We start from the raw sequence: 24,978 nt of genomic DNA on the forward strand, positions 1-24,978 counted from the left end.
CGGCAGACTGATAAAAAACAAGGAGAACCCTATGCTGACGCAACCCGCTGATAAATACCGTCCCGCCCCGCTGATGTCGCTGCCCGATCGTCAGTGGCCTTCACGCCAGCTCACTCAGGCACCGCGCTGGCTCTCTACCGATCTGCGCGATGGCAATCAGGCGCTGGCAGAGCCGATGGATCGCGAGCGCAAGATGGCCTTCTGGGATCTGCTGCTGCGCTGCGGTTTCCGGGAGATCGAGGTCGCCTTTCCCTCAGCATCGCAGACAGATTTTGATTTCGTTCGCGATCTGATTGAACAGCAGCGCATTCCGCAGGATGTAACGCTGCAGGTGCTGACGCAGGCGCGTGCCGATCTGATCGCCCGCACCTTCGAATCGCTGCATGGGGTGCCGCGCGCCATTGTGCATCTCTATAACGCTACTGCGCCGCTGTTTCGCGAGCGGGTTTTTAAACAGAGCAAAGCGGAGATTATCGCCCTCGCCACCGCAGGCGCGCGGCAGATCCGCGCCGGATGCGAGGCGCAGCCGGCAACCCACTGGACCTTTCAATATTCACCCGAGACGTTCTGTTTCACCGAACCGGCGTTCGTTCTGGAGATTTGCGAGGCGGTGGCGGATGTCTGGCAGCCTGATGTCACGCGGCCGATGATCATCAACCTGCCCGCCACGGTGGAGGTGAATACGCCGAATGTCTATGCCGATCAGATCGAGTATTTCTGCCGCCACTTCAGCCGCCGCGATGCCGTCTGTATCAGCGTCCATCCGCATAACGATCGCGGCACCGGCGTCGCCTGCGCGGAGCTGGCTCTGCTCGCGGGCGCTGACCGGGTTGAAGGCTGCCTGTTTGGCAACGGCGAGCGCACCGGCAATGTCGATCTGGTCACGCTGGCGCTGAATCTCTACACGCAGGGCGTTTCGCCGCAGCTCGACTTCAGCAAAATGCAGGAGGTAATTGAGGTGGTGACCCGCTGCAACCAGTTGCCAGTGCATCCCCGCCATCCCTACGCGGGGGAGCTGGTCTTCACCGCCTTCTCCGGTTCGCATCAGGACGCGATCAAAAAAGGGTTCGCCATTCGCGCCGAACAGCAGGAGACGCTGTGGCAGATGCCCTACCTGCCCCTTGACCCGGCCGACATCGGCTGCAGCTATGAGGCGGTGATCCGTGTCAACAGCCAGTCAGGCAAAAGCGGAGCCGCCTGGCTGCTGGAACAGAATCACGGTTTACAGCTGCCGCGTGCCCTGCAGCAGGATTTCAGCCGTTGTGTGCAGCAGGAGACAGACCGGCACGGTGGCGAGATGACGCACTTCGCGCTGTGGCAGCTCTTTTGCCGCCGCTACGGTGTGACGCAGCCGGCAATCACCCTGGAGCAGGCTGACAGCCAGAGCGACAGCGCCGGACAGACGCAGATGCGCGCCAGCGTCCGCTGTCAGGAGCGTCCCGTGACGCTCACCGGCCGGGGCAATGGCTGGCTGTCGGCGGCGGTCAATGCCCTCGCGGGTGCGTTCGATCTTCATCTGACCATTGAGGATTATCATGAACACACGCTGGGGCGGCGCAGTGACAGCCGTTCCGTGGCCTATATCAGCTGTGTGGATGCGCGTGGGGTGCGGGCCTGGGGTGTGAGCATCGACAACGACACGACCCGTGCGGCCCTGCAGGCACTGCTCAGCGCGGCGGGCTGCTTTCTGGCGGCGGAAAGTAGTCCGTCGGTGACACGCCCAGCAGACGACGAAACATCGCACTGAAGGCGCTGGGGCTTTCATAGCCCAGCTCCAGCGCCACCCGCAGCACCGCGTCGCCCTGCGCCAGTCGCGTCAGGGCGATCGCCAGCCGGGCGCGTCGCACCCAGTCGCTGAACTGCAATCCGGTTTCGCGCATAAAATGGCGGGCCAGCGTCCGGCCCGAGACGTTCAGGTGGGTACTGGCGCGCAGTAGCGTCCAGTTTTCGCCGGGGGTCTGCTGGATCCGCTCACACAGCGCCTGAAGCCGGGCGCTGTGTGGCGTCGGCAGCGCAAACGGCAGCACATCCATGCCGCGAATTTCATCCAGAATCAACTCCATTACCCGCTCAGCCCGGCTGCCTGCTTCGTAATGCACCGGCAGCGCGAGTGCGGTAACAATCAGCTCACGCAGCAACGGCGAAATCTGCACCACCTGACAGCTGGCGGGCAGATCGGCGCGTGCCAGCGGATCGATAAACAGCGTGCGCGCCGCGACGCTGCCGGTAATCTGCAACGCATGACGGGTAAATGCGGGCAGCCAGACGCCGCGGCTCGGTGGCACGATCCAGCTGCCATACTCCGTTTCCACCCGCACCACGCCGCTCAGCGTGTGGATCAGCTGTGCGCAGGTATGGTGGTGCCAGGGCTCACTGGCACCGTGCAGGTAGTCGTGCGCCAGCGGCACCAGCGGACGATGGCTGAAGTCAACCGGCTGCTGGCTCATTGCGCCTTCAGATAGCGGTAGATCACCGCCAGATCCTCTTCACCGTGTCCTTCATCAACCGCCTGCTGCCAGAGCCGGGAAATATTCTCCAGCGCCGGCAGCGGCGTTTCTGCGGCATCGAGCGCCAGTCGGGCATCCTTCAGCGCCCAGACCAGATGCATCTGCGGGGTGTAGTCATCGCGGGCCATCATCTCCAGCTTCATTTTTGCATAAGGGGCCGCGAGCGGACCGCCCTCCAGCACCTGCCAGAGATCGTCGGTGGAGAAGCCGAACTGCGCTGCCAGCTGGGTACTCTCAGCCAGGCTCTGCATCATGCCAATCAGCCAGCTGTTGATCACCAGCTTCATACGGCTGCTTTTACCCGCTTCGCCCAGCCACTGCGTACCTTTACCGATGGCGGCAAACACCGCTTCTGCCGCCTGCGCCCGGCTCTGATCGCCACTGGCGAGCACCAGAATCTGCGCGTTTTCGGCCGGTGCCTTGGTGCCGGAAACCGGCGCATCAATAAACAGCAGATCGGGACGGGCCTCTGCGAAAAAGGCGATCAGCGCGTCCGTTTTTTCCACCCCGATGGTGCCCATCTGGCACAGCGTTGCACCCTGTTTAAGGGCTTCCTTAACCTGATGCAGCACCTGCTCAGTGGTATCACCGTCCGCCAGCATGGCGATCACGACATCCGCCTGCCGCACCGCCTCGTCCGGCGAGTCAGCCAGCTGCAACCCCGCGTCCAGCAAATCTTCGCCGCGTGCGCGGGTGCGATTCCAGCCGTGCACGGTAAAGCCTTTCTTCAGCAGATTAGCGGCAAATGCGTGCCCCATTGCGCCTAATCCCAGAACCGCTACTTCAGGTTGTTTCATGCTGACTCCCTTGAGTTATCTGACGGCACCCCACAACGGTAGATGCCCGTGACCAGTAAAGTTGCGTTTCAGCCTGGCGGTAAACAGAGAAAAAATCCAGCCCGAAACGGTGTACCCCAACCGGGCAAACCCTTACCATACGCGACAATTGTTCCATCTGGTTCAATACCTCTTCTCTTTTCCAGGCGACTTATAATGAAAATAATTTCTCTGCGTCAGATGACGCTGGTCATGTTGCCCGCCATGCTGCCGCTGCCGCTGCTGGCGGCGGATAATGACGCGACCCTGGTCGTCACCGCCGCACCGTCAGAACAGGGCCTCAACGAACTCGATACCCCCGCGGCTCTGAGCGTGGTCAGCGGCGACGATATGCGCCAGGCCGCCCCGCGCGTGAACCTGTCGGAAAACCTCAGCAGCGTGCCCGGTCTGCAGATCCAGAACCGGCAGAATTACGCTCAGGACCTGCAGATTTCGATGCGCGGCTTTGGCTCCCGTTCCACCTATGGCGTGCGCGGCCTGCGCATTTATGTGGATGGCATTCCGGCGACCATGCCGGATGGGCAGTCACAGACCTCAAATATTGATATCGGCTCGGTTGACCATGTTGAAGTGCTGCGCGGCCCCTTCTCTGCACTCTATGGCAATGCGTCAGGCGGGGTCATCAACGTCACAACACAGCAGGGGCAGCAGCCGGCGACGCTGGAAGCCGGCAGCTGGTACGGCAGTTATGGCAGCTGGCGTAACAGTGTCAAAGCCAGCGGCGCGACCGGTGACGGCACGCATGCCGGCGATGTGAACTACACCGTTTCTGCCTCCCGCTTTACCACCCACGGCTATCGCGACCACAGCTCCGCCCAGAAAAACCTCGGAAACGCCAGACTCGGCGTGCGCATTGATGATGTCAGTACCCTGACGCTGCTGTTTAACAGCGTTCACATCGACGCACAGGACCCGGGCGGCCTGACCGCGGCACAGTGGCGCGACAATCCGCGTCAGGTGGTGAACAATGTCTCGCTCTATAACACCCGCAAAACGGTCGATCAGACCCAGGGCGGTCTGCGCTATCAGCGCCAGATGAGTGAAAATGACGACCTCAGCCTCATGCTCTATGCGGGCATGCGCGAAACGACCCAGTTCCAGTCGATTCCCGCCGCCGTGCAGCTTAAACCTTCCCATCCCGGTGGCGTGATCGCCCTGACCCGCCATTATCAGGGTGCAGACACCCGCTGGACTCATCGCGATACCCTGCTCTCCATTCCGGTGGCGCTGACCGGTGGCCTCGACTATGAAACCATGAGCGAGCGCCGTAAGGGCTACGAGAACTTCACCGTCAGTGATGGCGTTACGCACCTGGGCGAACAGGGCAATCTGCGGCGCAACGAGCGCAACCTGATGTGGACGCTCGATCCCTACCTGCAGACTGCCTGGCAACTGACGGATAAGCTTTCGCTCGATGCGGGCGTGCGCTTCAGCACCGTCAACTTTGACTCGAATGACTTCTACATTCGTCCCGGCAACGGCGACGACAGCGGGAATGCGCGCTATCACAAGTGGCTGCCCGCGGCGGCGCTGAAGTATGCCGTTGATCCCGGCTGGAACGTGTGGATCTCTGCCGGGCGCGGCTTTGAAACCCCGACCATCAATGAGCTTTCCTATCGTTCGGATAATGCGACCGGCCTGAACCTGGGACTGAAACCCGCCACCAGCGACACGCTGGAGGCAGGCACCAAAAAACGTATTGGCAATGGCCTGCTGAGCGCGGCGCTGTTCCAGACTGACACCCGCGATGAGATTGTGGCAGATGCCAGCAGCGGCGGTCGTACCACCTATAAAAACGCTGGTCAGACACGCCGTCGCGGTCTTGAGCTGAGCCTGGACCAGCAGTTTGCCTGGGACTGGCGGCTGAAGATGGCTTACACCCTGCTGGATGCGCGCTATCGCAGCAACGCCTGCGGCAGTGACAGCTGTGACGGCAACCGTATTCCGGGCATTGCCCGCAACATGGCCTACGCAGGCCTGGGCTACCTGCCGGAAGAGGGTTTCTATGCGGGAAGTGAAGTGCGCTACCTGAGCCAGATTGCCGCTGAAGATCAGAACAGCGTTAACACCCCCTCTTACACGGTGGCCGCACTGAACAGTGGCTATAAATGGAAACTGGACGCGTGGACGCTGGATCTGTTTGGGCGGGTCGATAACCTGTTTGACCGGCATTACGTGGGGTCGGTGATTGTGAACGAGAGTAATGGCCGTTATTTCGAGTCTGCGCCCGGTCGTAATTACAGCGCTGGATTCACGGTGAGTTACGCATTTAACTAATTTAATAAGTGGCTTTTATAAAGCCACTTATTACCGCCCAACCCTGCATTGCCAATTAATAATATCCGTTACGTTCTTAGTTGATTAATAACCCACACAAGCCCGCACTCATAAGAAAAGCCCCTTATTTACCCACCCCCGTAACCTTAATGTAACCAGAACCCTCTTTTGATAATAGAAACCGGGACACATTTGGGATAAATCAAAAATAGAATCTGCCTTCCCTGATAAATTATTATCAGCTCAAACGTATCTGCTTAGCCGCACATTGAATAATTAATCTTTCTGTGTGCGCGTTGATTTTTTCGTGCCACACAGGGAATGTTTTGCTGATGAATAAGATAATGAGTCGTTTAACGCCGCTGGCGTTACTGACAGGATTTATGATGAGCGGTAACGTGGCGGGTGAGAATATCGGAAGCCAGACAGGGGCCAATATAACCCTGAATGATGGCGACATTCTGACCGGAGACGCCACCTATTCAGGCGGGCTATATGGCGTCGTCAATCCCTACAATCAGACCGGAATTGTTAATCTGGGTCGTCACGCTGTTATAAACGTTACTGATGCCGATAATTATGCACGCGGTGTAGTCATCTGGGGGAATGAGAGCCAGCTGTCTGCGGAAGGACTTACTCTCAATATCAGTGGAAATAGTGCCCTGGGCATTAATATTACGGGTCAGGATATTACTGCCGATCTGGGGACGGGAACCACTGTCAATGTGACCGGAACCGCTACCGCTTCCGGCATCCTGATTCGGGGAGCGTCATCGCTGAAAGCAGAAGCGCTTACGGTGAATCTGACAGGAGACAGTGGTTTAGGCCTCAGCGTCAGCAATGCGGGCACCCGCGTGGATCTGGGAAGCGGCAGCACCATTTCGACTCAGGGTACTGGCAGCCACGCTATCAGGGTCCATACCCTGAATGGGAGAGCATCATCCAGCCGCACATCACTGACCGCAAATCAACTGACGCTCACCACGACAGGCGATAATGCTTATGGTCTCAATCTGCAGGCCGATTCGCTCGCAACACTGGGATCCGGAAGCACCATCACGACAAGTGGCGCGAAGGCCTTTGGCATCTGGAGTTATGGCGAACTCTCCGCTGATAATCTGACCATTAATACGACAGGAAGCGGATCAATCGGTCTTGAGGTGCGTCAGAATGGCGTTGCTGATATTGGTCCCGGCAGTCAGGTAACGTCTGCTCAGGCTGGCAGCATCGTCGCCAGCGGCACGTCAGCAATCATTAACTTCAAAGGAACAGCAGAACAGCGAAACAGCCTTCATTCAGGCGGTTCTTATGCCGCATCTGCCCAGACGTCTGGCTCCTTTGTCACGCTTGATGAGACCGATATTACCAGCGCCGACATGGCGCTGTGGGCGCTGAACGCGGGTCATATCTCGGCGAATAATGTTTCCATCAGTAGTTCAGTGACTCCCAGAGCGGCGCTTTATGCAATGACAGGCGGCGAGATCAATCTGACCGGTAATGTCGATATCGCTATGGCTTCGGCAGATCAGTTCGCCATCGCCACGCAATATAACGAAGGTTATGCACAGGGCGTGGTTAATATCGACGGCAAACTGAATATGACGGGTTCCGTTTATTCCCGCGGCGGATTCGTTGATTTAGCGCTGCAGCCCGGTTCGGTCTGGCAAGGCGCAGCCATCAGCGACGGTGTGAATAAGGGGTATCTGAATACGACACTGGATAAGAGTGACTGGTATGTCAGCGCAAATTCAAATGTAGACCGGTTAAACATGAATAAGGGGCGGATTGATTTTACCCGGTCAATCTCTGCATCCGACTATTCCACCTTAACCGTTGCCGATCTGTCAGGTAGCGGTAATTTCAATATGCGTGTTGATCCGGTGGGTGAAGGTGATGGCGTTAATAACCGGGGCGATAAGCTGGTTGTCACCAACAGCAGCCAGGGTGACTTCACATTGTCATTTGTTAATCAGGGCAGTCTGGCGACAACAGGCCATGAGTTATTAACCGTGGCAGAAACTCCTGACGGGATAGCAAATTTTACCACAGCATCAGATATTGAACTGGGCGGCTATCTCTACTCAGTGCGTAAAACCGGCACGAACTGGGAACTCTACTCTTCCGGCGCCGCATCAGCACCGGAACCAGAACCCGCTCCGGATCCGGCACCAGAGCCAGCCCCTGCCCCAACACCCGCGCCAGCTCCGGCACCGACGCCAGCCCCTCCGATTACCACCACGGCAGATGCAGGCGGTAATTTCCTGCATATCAGTTACCTGATGAACTATGTCGAAACGCAAACCCTGCTTCAGCGCCTGGGCGACATCCGTCAGGACAATGCGAAAGGGAATGTCTGGCTGCGGGGCTTCGGCGGTAAACTGAACACCTTCTCAGGCGGCAGACTGAGTGACTTTGAAATGGGCTACAGCGGCTATCAGTTTGGCGCAGATAAGCACCTGGCCGACGATATAAATGTGTCAGGCGGCCTGTTTATGGGGACCACCCACGCCTCACCTCACTACCGCGGGGGCGAGGGTACGGCCAAATCAGAACATGTGGGGGGCTATCTGACCTGGGTCGCCGATAACGGTTTTTACATCGATCAGGTCGTTAAGATCAACCGCATCCGCAATCAGTTTACGGTAAAAGATAGCCAGCAGAATCTGGTTTCCGGTCAGGCCAAATCAAACGGATTCACATTTTCCGTTGAGGCGGGCAGGCGTTTTCACTTCTCTCCTGATGACCAGGGCTTTTATCTCGAACCTCAGGCTCAGATTACCGCAGGCCGGCAGAAAGGGTCTCAGACCCGGACCAGCAACGGTCTGATTATCGCGTTTAAAGATTATCATTCCGTTAACGGTCGGGCAGGCGCGCTGGCAGGATACAGTCAGAAAAGTGGAGCCACGAATTACAATGTCTATTTCAAAACCGGCGTGGAACGCGAGTTTTCAGCCAGCATGCAATATGCTCTGAACGGTTCAACGGAGAAAGCGGATTTCAGCGGAAATGCCTTGCGCAACGGACTGGGAGTCAGTGCCGATATAGACACCGCACATCATCTTTATCTGGAAGCCGATTTAACGACCGGTCAGCGCTTTGATCAACGCCAGCTTAATGCCGGTTACCGTTTTAGCTTTTAACTGAAGAGTTGACGTGCAGCCATCCCTGTCCTGCCCTCCGTGGCAGGACTTTTTTTTGCCTGATACTCAGTCAGATCAGGCCTGCGGCAGCAGCGCAACAATCTCCTCACAGCTGCCGGTTTCACCCAGGCGCGGGAAGATCAGTTTGATGCTGTTATTGTGCGTATCAATGTTGAGATCGGTCATCGCATCGGTCGCCAGCGTGACGTTGTAACCCGACTCATAGGCCTGTCGCGCCGTGGACTCCACGCCGATACTGGTGGCGATCCCGCAGATCACCACCTGGGTGATGCCGCGCTGCTGCAATTCCTCGTGCAGCGCCGTGGCCTGAAACGCGCCCCAGCTCTTTTTGGTGATGGTGATGTCATTCTGCTGCGGCGTCATTGCCGGAACCAGCGTCGCCCAGTCGGCAGGCAGTTCACCGCTGTGACGGGCCTGCTCAGTGCGGCCTGGCGCACCACCGGCCACGTTAACCAGCACAACCGGCAGATTATGCTGGCGGAATGCCGCCGCCAGCGCGGCACAGCGTTCGATCACCGGCTGCGGCTCATGAACCAGTGGCAGCGCCACAATGCCATGCTGCAGGTCGATAACAATCAGCGCCGTTTTTGCATCAAGTGTGGTTACAGCCATATTAAATCCTTAAAGTGAATGGTCAGCGAGTCGCTGCAGTAAAGGGAGAACATCGGTCAGTTGCTGCTGTTCAGCCGCTGTCAGCCGGGCCTCCAGCGTCCGTACCAGCCAGTCGTCACGCATCGCGCGGCTGGAAGCAATCACCGCCAGGCTGGCCGCGGTCGGCAGGTAACGGGTCTTGCGTCCATCGTGCGGGTCGGGTTCCCCTGTCACCAGATCCGCCGCCAATAACCCCGCAACGGTGCTGCCCATCGACTGGCTGCGCACGCCTTCCGCCGCGGCCAGCTGCGTCACCGTCATCGCCCCGTCCCGCACCAGATGGCCCAGTACGGCCACCTGTGACCAGGTTAACTCACCGGGTGGGGCCGATTCGCGCAGGCGGCGACTCAGCTTACCCACCAGCATGCGCAGCAGGGCTGCTGATTCAGTCAGATCGCTCATTGCCGGTCTCCATAGCCAGGCGAAAGTATAGAGATACGAAGGTAAACTGTGTAGTTTGCTCAGGTATCAATTTGTAACGTCCGGCCGCTGCAGATAGTGGATCAGACTGTGAAAACGCAGTGGCGTCGCCAGCGGATTACGGTAGCTGTGTGTCACATCCGCCCTGAACTGAAACGCCTCTCCCGCCACCAGTCGTCGCCAGATATCACCGACGCCCAGCAGCAGCTCGCCCTCAATCACCACCACCTGCTCGACACAGCCCGTTTCATGGGGGGACGACTGGCTCTGCGCGCCCGCTGCCAGCTCAACCGCCAGCAGATCAAAACGCAGCTGCGGATCGTAAGGCAGCAGCGGATGAACCGTCATCTCGGCGTTGGCCTGGCTGAACCCGGCGACCGCGCCAGAGGGAAGCACCCGTCCGTCGATAAAAAAGGAAAAGGGAACGCTGAAACCGGTGGCGATCTTCCACAGCGTGGCCACGGTCGGACTCGATTCGCCGCGCTCAATCTGCCCCAGCATCGCTTTACTGACGCCGGTTCGCTCCGCCGTGAGCGTCAGGCTCCAGCCGTTGGCCTGGCGCAACTGTCTGAGCGCGGCGCTCAGGTGTTGCTGAAAATCTGCCATTTTTTCTCCTGCATTTTTCGTCAATGAGCTGACGTTATGCTGCCAGTGTAGCACTTGTGCGTTATAGCGTATCATGCAATCATGTGCGCTATAACGCACAACCCAGATTCACCTTCGCTGAGGGTGAGAGAGAGCGAGCGATGATGAAAAGAGTGGAACATCCCCGTTTTACCCTGCCGATGGTGGTTTCCGGCTTTGTCGCCGTGCTGGTGGGCTACAGCAGCAGCGGCGCCATTATTTATCAGATGTTTCAGGCGGCGGGCGCCACACCGGCGCAGATCGGCGGCTGGCTCTCCGTACTGGGCATCGCGATGGGGATCGCCTCGCTGGGATTGTCGCTGCGCTACCGCATGCCGGTGCTGGCCGCCTGGTCAACACCCGGCGCGGCGCTGCTGGCCACCAGCTTTCATGGCATTTCGCTGAACGAGGCGGTGGGCGTCTTTGTGTTCTCCAATCTTCTCATCGTCCTGTGCGGGGTCACCGGACTGTTTGCCCGACTGATGAATCACATTCCCGCTTCGCTGGCGGCGGCGATGCTGGCCGGTATTCTGCTGCGCTTCGGGCTGCAGACCTTTGCCGATTTGCAGACCAACTTTGTGCTCTGCAGCAGCATGTGTCTCGCCTGGCTGCTGGCCCGCCGCTGGCTGGCCCGCTATGCCATTCTGGTCACCCTGCTGATCGGTATCGCCGTCGCGCTGGCGCAGCACGCCATTCACTTTCCGCCGCAGCCCTTAAGCGTAATGCTGCCCGAACCGGTGATGCCGCACTTTACCCTGACCACCCTGCTGGGGATGGGTGTGCCCTATTTCCTGGTTACGATGGCGTCGCAGAACGCCCCCGGTATCGCGACCTTACAGGCGCACGGTTATCGTGCACCGGTGTCTGCCCTGATGAGCTGGACTGGCCTGACGGCGCTGCTGTTATCACCGTTTGGCGGTTTTTCCGTCTGTGTGGCGGCCATTACCGCGGCGATCTGCATGAGTGATGAGGTCGACCCCGATCCGCAGCAACGCTGGCGCGCGGCGGTGCTGGCGGGAATTTTCTATCTGCTGGCGGGTGCGTCCGGGGCGTTGATCGCCGTGCTGTTCAGCGCCCTGCCTGGAGTGCTGATTGAAGCGCTGGCGGGACTGGCTCTGCTTGCCACGCTGGGCGGCAGCCTGCAGCGCGCGCTCGAACAGCCTGCTGAACGCGACAGCGCGCTGATCACTTTTCTGATCACCGCATCAGGCGTCTCGCTTCTGGGTATTGGTCCGGCCTTCTGGGGCCTGGTGGGCGGCATTGTCGCCCATCTGCTGCTGGTGCGCAGACGCGCCTGAATCTTCTGATCTCACTGAACTGGCGGTTGTTTTTCCGCCAGCCAGTGAAAAAAACGCTGGATTTAGCCCCTTTTCTGCCGTTTGATTTGTCATTGCCCCGCGTAAAATCAACGTAATCGTCGATAACACGCGATTTTCTGCCTCAGACAACGACCGATAAGGGCCCAACAGGTGGCAAAAACTTTTCTGCGCAGCGGTAATTTAGATGCAGTTCTGGCATTAGGTGAAAATGGCCAGCCGGTCTACGCCTCAGCACTGCAAATTCGTGAAACCCTGCGCCTGCGCCGTCAAAGCGCACTGGCAGATTGCCTGGCCATTCCCCAGGCCAACGACCGGGGCGACCGCCTCGACTGGTATGCCCCTTTCAGCGGCCGGGTGAAATCCTGGCTGGGCGCGAGCGATCATGAGCGTCGCGCGGCGCTGCAGCACCTTACCGCCTGCCAGCAGGATATGCAGGATCTCAGTGCGCGCGCGCGCGCGGCAGAGAATCCGTCTATGCGCCTGTTTGGCGCGCTGCTGAGCAAAACCCTGCAATTTCCCGACCAGCAGTATGTTTATCTGGTCGATGGCAAACCGGTGATCACGTTCTGGGGCTTTGTCGACGCACAGGCGCGCAGCCGCGATGACGCGCTGGCCTGCCTGCGTGACACCCTGGAAGAGAATCTGCCGGTGGCGCTGGTTGAACCGCCACCGGCTGTGTTGCCTGCCGCGCCTGTCGTGGCAGAGCCGGAGATCCTCGCGCCGCCACCGGTTCCGGAACCTGAGATCCTGCCTGAACCGGAACCCCAGCCTGCTGCGCCTGTCGACGCTCAGCCCGTTGCGCCTCTCCCGGCGCGTCGCCGTTTCCGCGTCTGGTATCTGCTCCCACCGGTCGCGATTGCCGCCGCCGTCATGGTGGCGGTGCTGCTGCATCGTCAACCCTCTGAGTCCACCCCGGTGGCAACGGCGAAGCCAGCGGCGACCCCGGCGACGGTACCTGCTCCCGCCACGCCGGCAGTCACGGCGAGCCAGCCTCCGGTGGCTGCTGCACCGACCGAGGCCGCCAGCGTGCCCGCGGTGACGACGCCGGCCACCCTCACCCCGCCAGCGGTGACGGCCACGGCTGAAGCGCGCCCGGACACACAGCCGCAGTCAGCGGCCAGCACCACCGAGACCCCGCCTGCTGCCGCGTCTGCTACCCTTGCCAGTGAAGCGACCCCGACGGTACCGGCGAAGCCAGACGATCTGATTGTGACGCCGGATGCGGTGCGTGACGGGCAGGTGCAGGTAATCGATGGCCGCTGGCGGGTCACCATCAACCAGATGCCGACGCCAACCGGTAAGCCACCCGTGATGCGTTTCCAGTTTAAGAATGGTAAAGGCAGCGTGCAGGTCACTCAGGGTAATACCAGCTGTAAAGCCGATGTCAGCGCCGCCATGACCAGCGCCGGTAATCTGGTGATTGAGAGCCGTTACACCGCGAAGTGTCAGAACAATTCGCGCTACCGTATGCCGCTGCTTGTCTGCCACGCCAGCATTGGCGCCGCGCAGTGCGAAGCGCAGTTTGCTGAAGACCGGGTCTTCCCGATGACGATTAAGCGTGAGAGTAAATAACGATGCTGGCTCCCCTGATCGATGACAAACAAAAAATTTCGCTGATTGAAAACAGCGGCGTGCAGTTTCTGGATTTTGGCCTGCAACTCTCAGATACCCCGGCGCGCCGTCAGTTTGTGCGCCAGACGGCCAACGGCCCGCTGCTGCGCCTGAACGTCGATGGCAACAGCGGAAAGTTCCTGCTCTATCCGGAAGATGGCGGCGCTGCCGAAGTGGTGCGCCCGGAATCCGATATCGCGCTGGCGGACTCCCTGACGCTGCTGTCAGCCTGCTGGCTGCCGCTGCCCATGCTGCGCTGTGCCAGCGGACGTCGTTTTATCGGTGGCCCTGAAAACTGGGCGCGCATGCGTCTGGTTGCCCTGCCCGCACCGGACGCAGCGGGCAATACCCATCGCGTTACCCTTGCCTTTGATACCCGCTGCGTGGCGGAAGAGGATGGCGGCGAGCAACTGGGCCTTACCCCGGCGGATGCGCAGAATGGGGTCACCTTTGCCCTCGCCTGGCACAACTACGAGCTGGGCGACTTTCTCGATCTGACCTGGGTCGATGGCTGGCTGCGCGAATCCTTTACCGACCGCGTCAGCGACCGCCGCGAGCAGGCGATCAAACAAGCGCTGCGTGAATTTGAGTATCAGGCGCACTATCTGAATCTGCTGGAGCTGCTGGGCCAGCAGCTCGACCTCAGCGAGATCCACATTCAGGCCACCACACTGCAGACCCCAGCGGTCAACGTCGATATCATCCTTGATGTGGGCAACTCCCACACCTGCGGCATCCTGGTGGAAGATCACCCGGAAGAGAGCAACGGCCTGAAGCAGACCTATGAATTGCAGCTGCGCGACCTCTCTCAGCCGCATCAGGTTTACAACGAGCTGTTTGACAGCCGTCTGGAATTTGCCGAAACCCGCTTTGGTAAAGCGAACTTTTCGCTGGAGAGCGGGCGCGAACAGGCGTTTATGTGGCCGTCACTGACGCGTGTCGGTCGTGAGGCGAGCCGTCTGGCCCTGCAGCGTGCGGGACTGGAGGGCAGCACCGGCCTCTCCAGCCCGCGCCGTTATCTGTGGGATGAGGCACGCTATCAGCCGGGCTGGCGCTTTAACACGCCGGGCGAGCAGGCCGAACCGCTGGCTTATGGTGCCCCCTTTACCACGCTGCTGAATGATGAAGGCCAGCCGCTGTCGACGCTGGCGCCGGACGATCGTCTGCCGGTCTTTTCACCGCACTACAGCCGCAGTTCGCTGATGACCTTTATGCTCTGTGAGCTGCTGGCTCAGGCGCTGATGCAGATGAATAGCGCGGCTCAGCGTCAGCGTATGCCGCAGAGTCACGCGCCGCGTCAGCTGCGCCATGTGATCCTGACGCTGCCGTCCGCGATGCCCAAGCCGGAGCGTGAAATCTTCCGTCGCCGGATGCAGGAGGCGCTGGCGCTGGTCTGGAAAGCCGAAGGCTGGCTCGCGGATGAGGATGACCTGGCGCCGGCCGTCTCGCGTCAGAACCCGAAACCGCTGCCGGATGTGCAGATGGAGTGGGATGAAGCCACCTGTGGACAGATGGTCTGGCTGTTCAATGAGACGCAGGTCAACTTTGCCGGTCGCGCTGAAGACTTTTTCAGCAGCATGGCGCGTCCGGATCGGCCGCGCGATGAGGGCGAACTGCCAGGTAAAAGCCTGCGCATCGCCTCGATTGACATCGGCGGCGGCACCACCGACCTGGCGATTACCCAGTATCGTCTGGATGATGGTCAGGGCAACAACGTTAAAATCACGCCGCGCCTGCTGTTTCGCGAAGGCTTTAAGGTGGCGGGCGATGACATCCTGCTGGATGTGATTCAGCTGTGGATCTTACCGGCGCTGCAGCAGCACCTGCAGAAAGCGGGCCTGACGCTGGCGGAACCGCTGATGAACAAGCTGTTTGGTCACGACAGCCGCATGGACGGTCAGGCCACGCTGCGTCAGCAGGTTACGCTGCAGCTGTTTATTCCGCTGGCGCAGGCGGTGCTGGAACGCTATGAGAACTGGGATCCACTGGAGAGTCACGCAGAAATCAACGCCCTGTTCGGCGAACTGGTTGAGCAGACGCCTGGCGAGGCGGTGCTCGCCTTTGTCAACGGCGAGATCCAGCGCGAGCTGGGCGGCAACAGCCGCTTTGATCTGCTGCAGGTGCCGCTGGTCGTGAGCCTCGCGCAGCTGCACGGCGAGTTTATGCAGCACCGGATGGCCATCATCCCGGCGCTGCGCTCCATGTGTGAGGTGGTCTCGCTCTACCAGTGCGATGTGCTGCTGCTGACCGGGCGTCCGTCACGCTTCCCTGGCATTCAGGCGCTGGTGCGCCATCTGCAGCCGCTGCCGGGCAGCCGCATTCTGTCACTGGAAGGCTATCACACCAGCGACTGGTATCCGTTTAACAAGCACGGCCGCATCGACAACCCGAAATCGACCGCCGCCGTCGGCGCGATGCTCTGCCTGCTGGCGCTGGATCTGCGCCTCAGCAGCTTCTGGTTCCGCGCGGGCGATTTTGAACCTTACTCGACCATCCGCTATCTGGGTATGCTGGATGAAAACCAGGCCCTGACGGATGAGAATCTCTGCTACAGCGACATTGACCTCGACGATCCCGGCTTTGCGCTGGACCGGAAACGCAGTTTCCGTATCCGGGGTAACGTCTGTCTGGGCTTCCGCCAGCTCGATAACGACCGCTGGCCCGCCTCACCGCTTTACAGCCTGACGCTGAACGACCCGACGCTGGCGCGTAAAGTGGCGGGCGAAAGCGTGCTGCGCATCCGCCTGGCGGTCAAAGCCGGCCCCGGTGCGTCCGGCCCGGAAAACCTGGTGCTAAGCGATGCGCAGCTGGATGATGGCACCCGAGTGCCGCTGGAGCAGTTGAGTCTGAAGCTGAATACCCTGTCGGCGACCGGCAACGCCAATGCGCAATACTGGATTGACAGCGGGAGCGTGTGTAAACGATGAAAGCCCTGAAACCCCGCCAGCCTCAGACGCTGGCAAAACGTCTGGGCCTGTTACAGGACGCCCTGAACAACAGTCTGGAATGGATTGAGAACAGCCGTGAGCAGTCGCCGCGTCTGGCGCTGGAGGCGGAAACGCTGACGCTGCAACTGCGTCAGGCTCGCGTGCAGACCCAGGCGCTGGCACAGCAGGTCGCCCGTCCGGTGACGCTGGCCCTGTTTGGTCAGTCGCAGGCCGGCAAAGCCTGGCTGCTTAACGAGATGGTGGCCGATGCACAGGGCCAGCTGGTGACCCGCATGGGCGACAAACAGCTCTACTGGTTCCAGCATGTCAATCCCGGCAACCTGGATTTTGCCACCGCCACCCGCTTCAGCCATCAGCGCGAGCCGCTCTCGACTGAGTGGCCGGTTGAACTGACCCTGCTGAATGACGCGGAAGTTATCCGTCTGATGCTCGCCTGTTCCGCTGCAGGCACACCCGACGTGGCGCAGATCGACAGCGGGCTGCAGCGTCTGCAGCGCCATCGCCTCGCCTCGCCACTGGCCGGTCTGGACAGTGATGCGCTGGTCACGCTCTGGTCCTGGTGCCGTCGCCGTCCGCACTACGATGCGCGCCTGGATCGCCACTTCTGGCCACAGGCGGTCGAGCTGGCGCCCTGGCTGAGCGTCGACGACCGGGTGCAGCTGTTCTCCCTGCTCTGGCCCGCTGAACCGGCGCTGAGCGAGATGCTGCGCACGCTGCTGCATCTGCGCCATCAGCTGCGTAACAGCAGCCGGGTGCTCGCCCCCTTAAGCCTGCTGGTCGATAACGCCCTGCTGCCTGCCGGACAGCTGATTGTTCCAGCCAGCGAACAGGATCAGCAGCAGCCGGTGGAAGTCTGCCCGCTGAACGGCAACCGCATCGGCAAGGCCCAGCGCGTCCCGCTGGGCCTGCTGGCTCTGCTGACGCTGGAAGTGCTGGTGCCGCTGAGCTCCACCCCGCGCACCGCGCTCTATGATGACGCTGACATGCTGGAGCTGCCCGCGCCCGGTCACGCCAGTGATGTGGCGACCCAGGAAGATCGTCAGCGCCTGCAGCAGCAGGACCCGCTGCGCGCACAGCTGCTGGAACAGAAACGCGCCCTGCTGCCGGGCTTTTATGCCGCGCGACAGGCGATCGATCTGCTGCTGGTCTGCACGGCGGCCAGCCAGCGTCAGGATGCGGATCGGGTCAGCGAAACGCTGCGCGAATGGCAGCGCCAGCAGCCTGCTCAGGAGGCCGCAGAGAAACCGCGCCTAATCTGGGCCATCACCCCCTTCGACGCCCGTCATCAGCAGATTAATGTGGATGAGGCGGTGCAGCGGCAGATGGGACAGCCCGGTCAGCACTGGGGTTCCATGCTGGCCCTGGATCGCGCGGGCGTCGATCGCATGGCGAGCTGGCTGCAGGATGAGATGCAGCCTGACGCCCGCCGCGACATGCTGCTGGCCCAGCTCGCGCAGATTCAGCACACCGTCGTAGAGCGGCGTTTACTGCCGTGGACCGAAGCGGGTGCCAGCCCGGAACAGGCGGCACGCAAGCAGAACATCGCCGACACGCTGCTGAAATGTTTACAGCATCGCACCGGCCTGCATGGCGAGCTGCTGGAGCGTCTGCAGCCGCCGCGTGAAGCCCTGCGTCAGCTGTGGCTCAATCAGGCGACCCTGCCGGGCAGCAAACCGGCCCATCAGGCGCCGGAGAATCAGTTCGGCATCGGGTTTGAATTTGACCTGTTCAGTGACGCACCCGCTGACGTACCGGCTCAGCCGCGTCAGAGCCTGCACAGCAGCCAGCAGTTTCCGCGCCAGGTGCTGCTGCTGTGGCTGGATCACCTGCGTCAGCTGCCGGAAAACCGCAGCCTGCTGGCGTTACTTAACGTGGATAAGGCGACGATGGAGTGGCTGGTAGAAGAGCTGATCACCGCCGGGTTCCGCACCGATATTGCGCAGAAACTGCAGCAGGCGCTGCACGAACCTGACACGCAAAGCGTGACGCACGAATCCCGCGCCGACCGGCAGGTGACGCGGGCGATGACGGTGCTGGGCGATTTTGTGGCCTGGCTCGGCTTTTTACAGCGCCCGGAATCAGAACGTCCCGCCAGCCGCGTTAACCGCGGTCAGGTGATTTTCTCGCGCCCGCCCGCTCCCAGCGTCAGCTTCGGTGCCGGTCAGCGCCTGACCCGACTCTCTGCGGCACCGGCGAATCACACCGCCTATTACATCTACGACTGGCTGGTGGGACTGAATCAGGTGATCGTTGAGAACAACGGCTATACCGGCGGTGGGGATCTGCCGCTGGCGGCCCGCGAGGCGCTGATTGCGCTGCTGAAGCCGCTGCGCACGTAACCGATAATCGGGTGCAGTTTGCCTCTGTGCGACTGCACCCTGCCTCCCGGCCGACCTGAGACTGAGACGGCAATAAAACCGTTGCCGGCTTACTCCACGATCAGGTGCAGTTCGCCTTCCAGCGACTGCGCCGCTTCTTCCAGCAGCGCCAGCACCGGCGCTAAATCAGCCTGATGCGCCGCGTAATGCTGCAACCGCAGTGTGGCAGGCAGCGCCATGCCGCCCGTCAGCCAGTCCCACAACGCATCCAGGTTATGACCAAAGGTCGGCGGACAACCGCTCTGCCCGGCAAACTCGCGATAAAAAGCCGCGCGCGTGGTGAGTTCGCGCAGATCAAAGTCCAGTTCAAGCATCAGGGCACCTGTCTGAAGCTGCGGTAGTGATCGGTGGAGAGAAACACCAGCCCGTCAGAGGAGTAGACCAGACGATCGGCGTCGCGATGTCCGCAGCGGTAATTCACATCCGCTTCATACCACTGGCGACCCGCACGCGGGGGCAGCCGCTTTTCGCGGTTAGCAAAACGGTCACCGCCGATGGCCCTGCCAGGCAGAACCTCACACAGATTACCTTTGGCCGGATTCCAGCCGCGTTGCCGCGCTTCGTTTTTGGTCAGGTAGTAGTCCGGTAACTGCTGATGCTGCAGCACCCAGCGCGCCACGGTGTGGGCATCGGTCAGGGTGGCGATATCGGCCTGAGCCGGCGCAGAAACGGTGTTGAGATAAGGTTTAAGGCCATAAAAGCAGGCCGCGAGGACAAAGAAAAGTCCAATCCAGAGTTTTTTTGACATGATGGCATCCGTGACGACAGGATGCAGATGATACCAGTTTTGCGCCCGGAGGAAAGCGCGGGCCAGACAGGCTGGCCCTGGCGAAGTTATGCAGCGTGCGAATCACCGCTGTGACGACGCCATGCACCCGGTGCCACACCATACTGGCGTTTAAAGCTGCGGTTGAAAGACTGCTGAGAGTCAAAGCCCAGGGAAATTGCGACGTTCAGAATCGGTTCATCGGTGCTGGTCAGGCGATCGGCAGACTTTTTCAGCTTCTTCACCCGGATGTACTCACCCAGTGGATAGCCGGTGTGCTCTTTGAACATGCGCTGCAGGTGCCACTTGGAGTAGCCCGCGCGCTCTGAAACGGTATCCAGATCCAGACGTGCTTCGATGTTGTTATCAATCCAGTCGATTAAATCGTGAATAAAGGCGTCACTCATCATTCCAGTCTCTCCTGTCGCTGTAGCGAAAAGTATTAGTATCAGTTGCAGTTACACTTAAAGGTGGCTGACTATGCCATTTAATGCAAGTTTTATTGGTACATTAAATGCCGCACTTTTTTCAGGGTTTTTCCCGGATTGCTCAGGCTTTCATCGCCCCGTACTAAACCGCACATAAAGTGTATCTGTTATTCTTGCAGTTGACCGCGACGCAAGCCTACACTCCCTGCGATTAATTGCAATCTTAAAAGTTGCAAATATTGGCCTGCAGGTCGTCTTTTCTATTTATCGCGGAATAACAACAATGATTACGAACCGGGTTCGTCAGGGGTTGACCCTGTCAGGGATGGTCATATTTATCAGCCTGCTTAGCGGCTGCGATAAGGGCGTGGCGCAGAACGCCCCGCCGCCACCGCCTGAAGTAAGCGCCGCGCCGGTGCTCATCAAGCCGGTGAGCCAGTGGGACAACTTTAATGGTCGCGTTGAAGCGGTGCAGAGCGTGCAGCTGCGTCCGCGCGTCTCTGGCTACATCGAGTCAGTGAACTATCACGAAGGGGATGAGGTTAAAAAAGGTCAGGTGCTCTTCACCATCGACGACCGCAGTTATCGTGCGGCGCTGGAACAGGCCCGGGCGGAGCTGGCCCGGGCGCGCAGCCAGGCGAGTCTGGCGCGCAGCGAATCGGGTCGCAGCGAGAAGCTGATTGGCACCCAGGCGATTTCGCGTGAGGTGTGGGAACAGCGTCGCGCTGCCGCCAGTCAGGCGCAGGCGGATGTACTGGCCGCCGAAGCCGCCGTCGATATGGCGCAGCTGAACCTGGACTTTACCCGCGTCACTGCGCCGATTGACGGTCGCGCCAGCCGCGCCATGATTACCCCCGGCAATCTGGTGACCGCCGGTGACAGCGCCAGTGTATTGACCACGCTGGTGTCGCAGCAGCAGATGTATGTCTATTTCGACGTCGATGAAAACACCTTCCTGCACTATCAGGCGATGGCGCGTCAGGGCCAGCAGCGTCATGCGCTGCCGGTTGAGATTGCGCTGGTCGGCGATCAGGGTTTTCCGCATCAGGGCAAGGTCGATTTCCTGGATAACCAGCTGACCGCCAGCACCGGCACCATTCGTATGCGCGCCCTGCTCGACAATCAGGCGCGTCAGTTTACGCCCGGTCTGTTTGCCCGCGTGCGTCTGCCAGGCAGCGCACAGTTCGAGGCCATGCTGATCGATGATAAGGCGGTGCTGACCGACCAGGATCGCAAATATGTCTACGTGGTGGATGGGGAAGGCAAAGCTCAGCGGCGCGATATTCAGCCCGGCGCGATGGTGGAAGGTCTGCGCATCGTCAAATCGGGTCTGCAATCGGGCGACCGGGTGATCGTCGCCGGACTGCAGAAAGTGTTTATGCCCGGCATGCCGGTCACTGCTCAGCAGGTCGCCATGCGTGCGGCAGCCGCTCACTAATTCGAGGCCGCTATGGACTTTTCCCGCTTTTTTATCGACCGGCCTATTTTTGCGGCGGTGCTGTCAATCCTGATCTTCGTGACCGGGGTGATTGCTATCCCGCTGCTGCCGATCAGCGAATATCCCGACGTGGTGCCACCCAGCGTGCAGGTGCGCGCCGAGTATCCCGGCGCTAACCCGAAAGTGATTGCAGATTCCGTGGCGACGCCGCTGGAAGAGGCGATCAACGGTGTCGAAAACATGATGTACATGAAATCTGTGGCCGGTTCTGACGGCGTGCTGGTGACGACCGTCACCTTCCGTCCCGGCACCGATCCCGATCAGGCGCAGGTTCAGGTGCAGAACCGCGTCGCGCAGGCTGAAGCGCGTCTGCCGGAAGATGTGCGTCGTCTGGGTGTCACCACCCAGAAGATGTCGCCGACCCTGACGCTGGTCGTCCACATGTTTTCACCCAACAATACCTACGATTCACTCTACCTGCGTAACTACGCCACCCTGAAGGTGAAAGATGAGCTAGCGCGTCTGCCGGGCGTCGGTCAGATCCAGATCTTTGGCGCGGGCGAATATGCGATGCGCGTCTGGCTGGACCCGAACAAGGTGGCGGCGCGTGGCTTAACCGCCTCAGACGTAGTGACCGCGATGCAGGAGCAGAACGTGCAGGTTTCTGCCGGTCAGCTCGGCGCCGAGCCGCTGAAAAAGCAGAGCGATTTTCTGCTGTCGATCAACACGCAGGGACGGCTGGAGAGCGAACAGCAGTTTGGCGACATTATCCTGAAAACCTCAGAAGATGGTTCGCTGGTGCGCCTGCGTGATGTGGCGCGTATTGAGATGGGGTCCGGCAGTTACGCCCTGCGCTCACAGCTGAACAACAAAGATGCGGTCGGTATCGGTATCTTCCAGGCTCCGGGTGCCAACGCCATCGATCTCTCCAATGCGGTGCGCGCCAAAATGGATGAGCTGGCAACCCGTTTCCCCAATGATGTGAAATGGGCGGCTCCTTACGATCCGACGGTGTTTGTTCGTGACTCGATCAAAGCGGTGGTGCAGACCCTGCTGGAAGCGGTGATCCTGGTGGTGCTGGTCGTCATTCTGTTCCTGCAGACCTGGCGCGCCTCCATCATTCCCCTGCTGGCGGTGCCGGTGTCGGTGGTCGGAACATTCAGCGTGCTCTATCTGCTCGGCTTCTCGCTCAATACCCTGAGCCTGTTCGGGCTGGTGCTGGCGATCGGGATCGTGGTGGATGACGCCATTGTGGTGGTGGAGAACGTTGAGCGTAACATCGAGATGGGCCTGTCGCCGCGCGCGGCAGCCCATCAGGCGATGCGTGAGGTCTCCGGCCCGATTATCGCCATTGCGCTGGTGCTCTGTGCCGTATTTGTGCCGATGGCGTTCCTCTCCGGCGTGACCGGACAGTTCTATAAGCAGTTCGCTACCACCATCGCGATCTCCACGGTCATCTCCGCCATTAACTCCCTGACGCTCTCTCCGGCGCTGGCGGCGATGCTGCTGAAAGATCACCACGCGCCGAAAGACCGGCTGACGCGGATTATTGATGCGCTGTTTGGCTGGCTGTTCCGGCCCTTCAACCGCTTCTTCCAGCGCAGCGCACATGGCTATGAGTCGCTGGTTGGCCGAACGCTGCGTCGGCGTGGCGCGGTGTTCGCGGTTTACCTGCTGCTGCTGGCCGGTGCCGGATTTATGTTCCACACCGTGCCGGGCGGCTTTATTCCGACTCAGGATAAGCTCTACCTGATTGGTGGCGTAAAGATGCCGGAAGGCTCCTCGCTGGCGCGCACCGATGAAGTGATCCGTAAGATGAGCGAAATCGGGATGCAGACCGAAGGCGTCGCCTATGCGGTGGCGTTCCCCGGCCTGAATGCCCTGCAGTTCACCAATACGCCTAACAGCGGCACGGTGTTCTTCGGCCTGAAACCGTTCAGCGAGCGTAAGCACACCGCGGCGGAGATTAACGCGGAGATCAATGCGAAGATTGCCCAAATCCAGCAGGGCTTTGGCTTCTCGATTATGCCACCGCCGATTCTGGGGCTGGGTCAGGGCTCAGGCTATTCGCTCTATGTGCAGGACCGCGCGGGTCTGGGTTACGGTGCGTTGCAGACGGCGATTAATACGCTGTCGGGCAGCATCATGCAGACGCCGGGGATGCACTTCCCTATCTCCTCCTATCAGGCCAATGTGCCACAGCTGGATGTGCAGGTGGATCGGGATAAAGCCAAAGCGCAGGGGGTGTCACTGACGGCGCTGTTCAGCACGCTGCAGACCTATCTCGGCTCCTCTTACGTGAATGACTTTAACCGCTTTGGTCGCACCTGGCGGGTGATGGCGCAGGCCGACGGCGAATTCCGCGACAGCGTCGAGGATATCGCTAACCTGCGCACCCGCAACGACCGCGGAGAGATGGTGCCGATTGGCAGCATGGTCAACATCACCACCACCTACGGCCCCGATCCGGTGATCCGCTACAACGGCTACCCGGCGGCCGATCTGATTGGCGATGCCGATCCGCGCGTGCTCTCTTCAGCGCAGGCGATGCGTCAGCTGGAAACGATGTCCGGTCAGCTGTTACCTAACGGCATGAACATCGAGTGGACCGACCTGAGTTATCAGCAGTCAACGCAGGGCAATACCGCACTGATTGTCTTCCCGATGGCGGTGCTGCTGGCCTTCCTGGTGCTGGCCGCGCTCTATGAGAGCTGGACGCTGCCGCTGGCGGTGATTCTGATTGTGCCGATGACCCTGCTCTCTGCCCTGTTTGGCGTCTGGCTGACCGGTGGAGATAACAACGTGTTTGTTCAGGTCGGACTGGTGGTGCTGATGGGGCTGGCCTGTAAGAACGCGATACTGATTGTCGAGTTTGCGCGCGAGCTGGAGATTCAGGGCAAAGGCATTGTAGAGGCGGCGCTGGAAGCCTGTCGTCTGCGTCTGCGTCCGATTGTGATGACCTCCATCGCCTTTATCGCCGGTACGGTGCCGCTGATTCTGGGTGAAGGCGCGGGCGCAGAGGTGCGCGGCGTGACCGGTATTACCGTCTTCTCCGGGATGCTCGGCGTGACGCTGTTCGGCCTGTTCCTGACGCCGGTGTTCTACGTCGCACTGCGTAAGCTGGTGACGCGCCGGTCAGGAGATGCCGAAACCGTGACGGCGTAAACCCTCAACGTTAAAAGGGGCGATCGGATGATCGCCCCTTTTTTTGTCCGTCATTCACAGACCAGTGCAGCACTGCCACACGAATCAACGCTGCCCTGATACCAGGCAAAAGCTCCGGTTAACGTCATGAAACGCCGTTTACCTTTAACGTTGAAGTCTTGCACTCAGATAATTTTTTATCTTTTCCAGGAAGCTTCGTTCGGTTTCTCCCCAGGGTTCAGGATTGAACTCTCCCTGGCTGATGGATTCAAAAGTCTCAGTAAGTGATTGTTCATTCAGCGACAGCAAATACTCTGCCTCCAGACATACTTTTTCCGCTGTTTTTGGGTTCTCAGTTTCTAAATAACTGTCCAGCACTTCTTCGACCGTTTCCCCAAACAAATCATAATCCTGACCAAAAAACACCCGAATGAGGGTTCCAATATTTTTACAGCTTGTATTCATTGATA

General features: G+C 59.9%; 18 protein-coding genes. 9 read left to right on the forward strand and 9 right to left on the reverse strand.

What is annotated here, in order from left to right:
• Positions 1 to 31: 31 nt before the first annotated feature.
• Entirely contained in the window at positions 32 to 1,747 is a 1,716-nt protein-coding gene (leuA, locus tag HFD92_RS02465) for a 2-isopropylmalate synthase (protein ID WP_167428223.1), read from the forward strand.
• On the opposite strand, the gene HFD92_RS02470 is transcribed toward leuA, so the two are convergent.
• Both HFD92_RS02470 and HFD92_RS02475 read right to left on the reverse strand, forming a co-directional pair.
• Positions 1,668 to 2,447 (reverse strand): helix-turn-helix transcriptional regulator, encoded by a 780-nt coding sequence (locus tag HFD92_RS02470; RefSeq protein WP_058958239.1) that lies wholly within the window; start codon positions 2,445 to 2,447, stop codon positions 1,668 to 1,670. The two genes, leuA and HFD92_RS02470, sit on opposite strands and share 80 nt — an antisense overlap.
• Complete coding sequence (locus HFD92_RS02475) at positions 2,444 to 3,304, reverse strand: NAD(P)-dependent oxidoreductase (RefSeq protein ID WP_167428224.1); 861 nt, start codon at positions 3,302 to 3,304, stop codon at positions 2,444 to 2,446. The genes HFD92_RS02470 and HFD92_RS02475 overlap by 4 nt, the downstream gene beginning before the upstream one ends.
• 195 nt (positions 3,305 to 3,499) lie before the next feature.
• Between HFD92_RS02475 and pqqU the strand changes: the two genes are divergently transcribed.
• A complete protein-coding gene (pqqU, locus tag HFD92_RS02480) occupies positions 3,500 to 5,620 on the forward strand; it encodes a TonB-dependent receptor PqqU (protein WP_185185183.1) in 2,121 nt (706 codons plus the stop codon).
• Positions 5,621 to 5,964: 344 nt separating this feature from the next.
• Complete coding sequence (locus HFD92_RS02485) at positions 5,965 to 8,760, forward strand: autotransporter outer membrane beta-barrel domain-containing protein (protein ID WP_167428225.1); 2,796 nt, start codon at positions 5,965 to 5,967, stop codon at positions 8,758 to 8,760.
• A 75-nt stretch (positions 8,761 to 8,835) separates the two neighbouring features.
• Here the strand turns inward: HFD92_RS02485 and HFD92_RS02490 are convergent, their stop codons facing one another.
• From HFD92_RS02490 to HFD92_RS02500, 3 genes are all read right to left on the reverse strand, one after another.
• Positions 8,836 to 9,393, reverse strand: coding sequence for an isochorismatase family protein (locus HFD92_RS02490; RefSeq protein WP_167428226.1), 558 nt, complete (start codon positions 9,391 to 9,393; stop codon positions 8,836 to 8,838).
• Between the two features lie 9 nt (positions 9,394 to 9,402).
• A complete protein-coding gene (locus HFD92_RS02495; RefSeq protein WP_154928147.1) occupies positions 9,403 to 9,834 on the reverse strand; it encodes a MarR family winged helix-turn-helix transcriptional regulator in 432 nt (143 codons plus the stop codon).
• Positions 9,835 to 9,900: 66 nt separating this feature from the next.
• Positions 9,901 to 10,458 (reverse strand): helix-turn-helix domain-containing protein, encoded by a 558-nt coding sequence (locus HFD92_RS02500; RefSeq protein WP_167428227.1) that lies wholly within the window; start codon positions 10,456 to 10,458, stop codon positions 9,901 to 9,903.
• A gap of 143 nt (positions 10,459 to 10,601) precedes the next feature.
• Here HFD92_RS02500 and HFD92_RS02505 point away from each other — a divergent pair, with 143 nt between their 5' ends.
• The 4 genes from HFD92_RS02505 to HFD92_RS02520 all read left to right on the forward strand — a co-directional run bounded on the left by HFD92_RS02505 (position 10,602) and on the right by HFD92_RS02520 (position 18,693).
• Positions 10,602 to 11,774 carry a benzoate/H(+) symporter BenE family transporter gene (locus tag HFD92_RS02505; protein ID WP_370525217.1) on the forward strand — a complete coding sequence of 391 codons (1,173 nt, stop codon included), beginning with the start codon at positions 10,602 to 10,604 and terminating at the stop codon, positions 11,772 to 11,774.
• Positions 11,775 to 11,945: 171 nt separating this feature from the next.
• Positions 11,946 to 13,367 carry an SrfA family protein gene (locus HFD92_RS02510; protein ID WP_167428229.1) on the forward strand — a complete coding sequence of 474 codons (1,422 nt, stop codon included), beginning with the start codon at positions 11,946 to 11,948 and terminating at the stop codon, positions 13,365 to 13,367.
• Positions 13,368 to 13,369: 2 nt separating this feature from the next.
• Positions 13,370 to 16,333, forward strand: coding sequence for a virulence factor SrfB (locus HFD92_RS02515; protein WP_167428230.1), 2,964 nt, complete (start codon positions 13,370 to 13,372; stop codon positions 16,331 to 16,333).
• Positions 16,330 to 18,693: a virulence factor SrfC family protein gene (locus tag HFD92_RS02520; RefSeq protein ID WP_046101787.1), complete on the forward strand. Its 2,364-nt coding sequence runs from the start codon at positions 16,330 to 16,332 to the stop codon at positions 18,691 to 18,693. Before HFD92_RS02515 ends, HFD92_RS02520 begins: the two co-directional genes overlap by 4 nt.
• An 89-nt stretch (positions 18,694 to 18,782) precedes the next feature.
• Here HFD92_RS02520 and HFD92_RS02525 read toward each other — a convergent pair whose 3' ends face one another.
• From HFD92_RS02525 to HFD92_RS02535, 3 genes are all read right to left on the reverse strand, one after another.
• On the reverse strand, positions 18,783 to 19,046 hold the full coding sequence (locus tag HFD92_RS02525) for a barstar family protein (RefSeq protein ID WP_167428231.1): 264 nt from the start codon (positions 19,044 to 19,046) through the stop codon (positions 18,783 to 18,785).
• Positions 19,046 to 19,480 (reverse strand): ribonuclease domain-containing protein, encoded by a 435-nt coding sequence (locus HFD92_RS02530; protein ID WP_009090297.1) that lies wholly within the window; start codon positions 19,478 to 19,480, stop codon positions 19,046 to 19,048. The genes HFD92_RS02525 and HFD92_RS02530 overlap by 1 nt, the downstream gene beginning before the upstream one ends.
• 86 nt (positions 19,481 to 19,566) lie before the next feature.
• Positions 19,567 to 19,908: a helix-turn-helix domain-containing protein gene (locus HFD92_RS02535; protein ID WP_009090299.1), complete on the reverse strand. Its 342-nt coding sequence runs from the start codon at positions 19,906 to 19,908 to the stop codon at positions 19,567 to 19,569.
• A 301-nt stretch (positions 19,909 to 20,209) separates the two neighbouring features.
• On the opposite strand from HFD92_RS02535, the gene HFD92_RS02540 reads away from it, so the two are divergent.
• Positions 20,210 to 21,364 carry an efflux RND transporter periplasmic adaptor subunit gene (locus HFD92_RS02540; RefSeq protein ID WP_167428232.1) on the forward strand — a complete coding sequence of 385 codons (1,155 nt, stop codon included), beginning with the start codon at positions 20,210 to 20,212 and terminating at the stop codon, positions 21,362 to 21,364.
• Positions 21,365 to 21,376: 12 nt separating this feature from the next.
• Positions 21,377 to 24,529, forward strand: a complete 3,153-nt coding sequence (oqxB, locus tag HFD92_RS02545; RefSeq protein WP_046101785.1) for a multidrug efflux RND transporter permease subunit OqxB — start codon at positions 21,377 to 21,379, stop codon at positions 24,527 to 24,529.
• Between the two features lie 144 nt (positions 24,530 to 24,673).
• Here the strand turns inward: oqxB and HFD92_RS02550 are convergent, their stop codons facing one another.
• On the reverse strand, positions 24,674 to 24,973 hold the full coding sequence (locus HFD92_RS02550) for a contact-dependent growth inhibition system immunity protein (RefSeq protein WP_167428233.1): 300 nt from the start codon (positions 24,971 to 24,973) through the stop codon (positions 24,674 to 24,676).
• Positions 24,974 to 24,978 lie beyond the last annotated feature (5 nt).

This window comes from Pantoea sp. EKM101V (assembly GCF_011800325.1).
GTDB classification, from domain to species: Bacteria; Pseudomonadota; Gammaproteobacteria; order Enterobacterales; family Enterobacteriaceae; genus Pantoea; species Pantoea anthophila.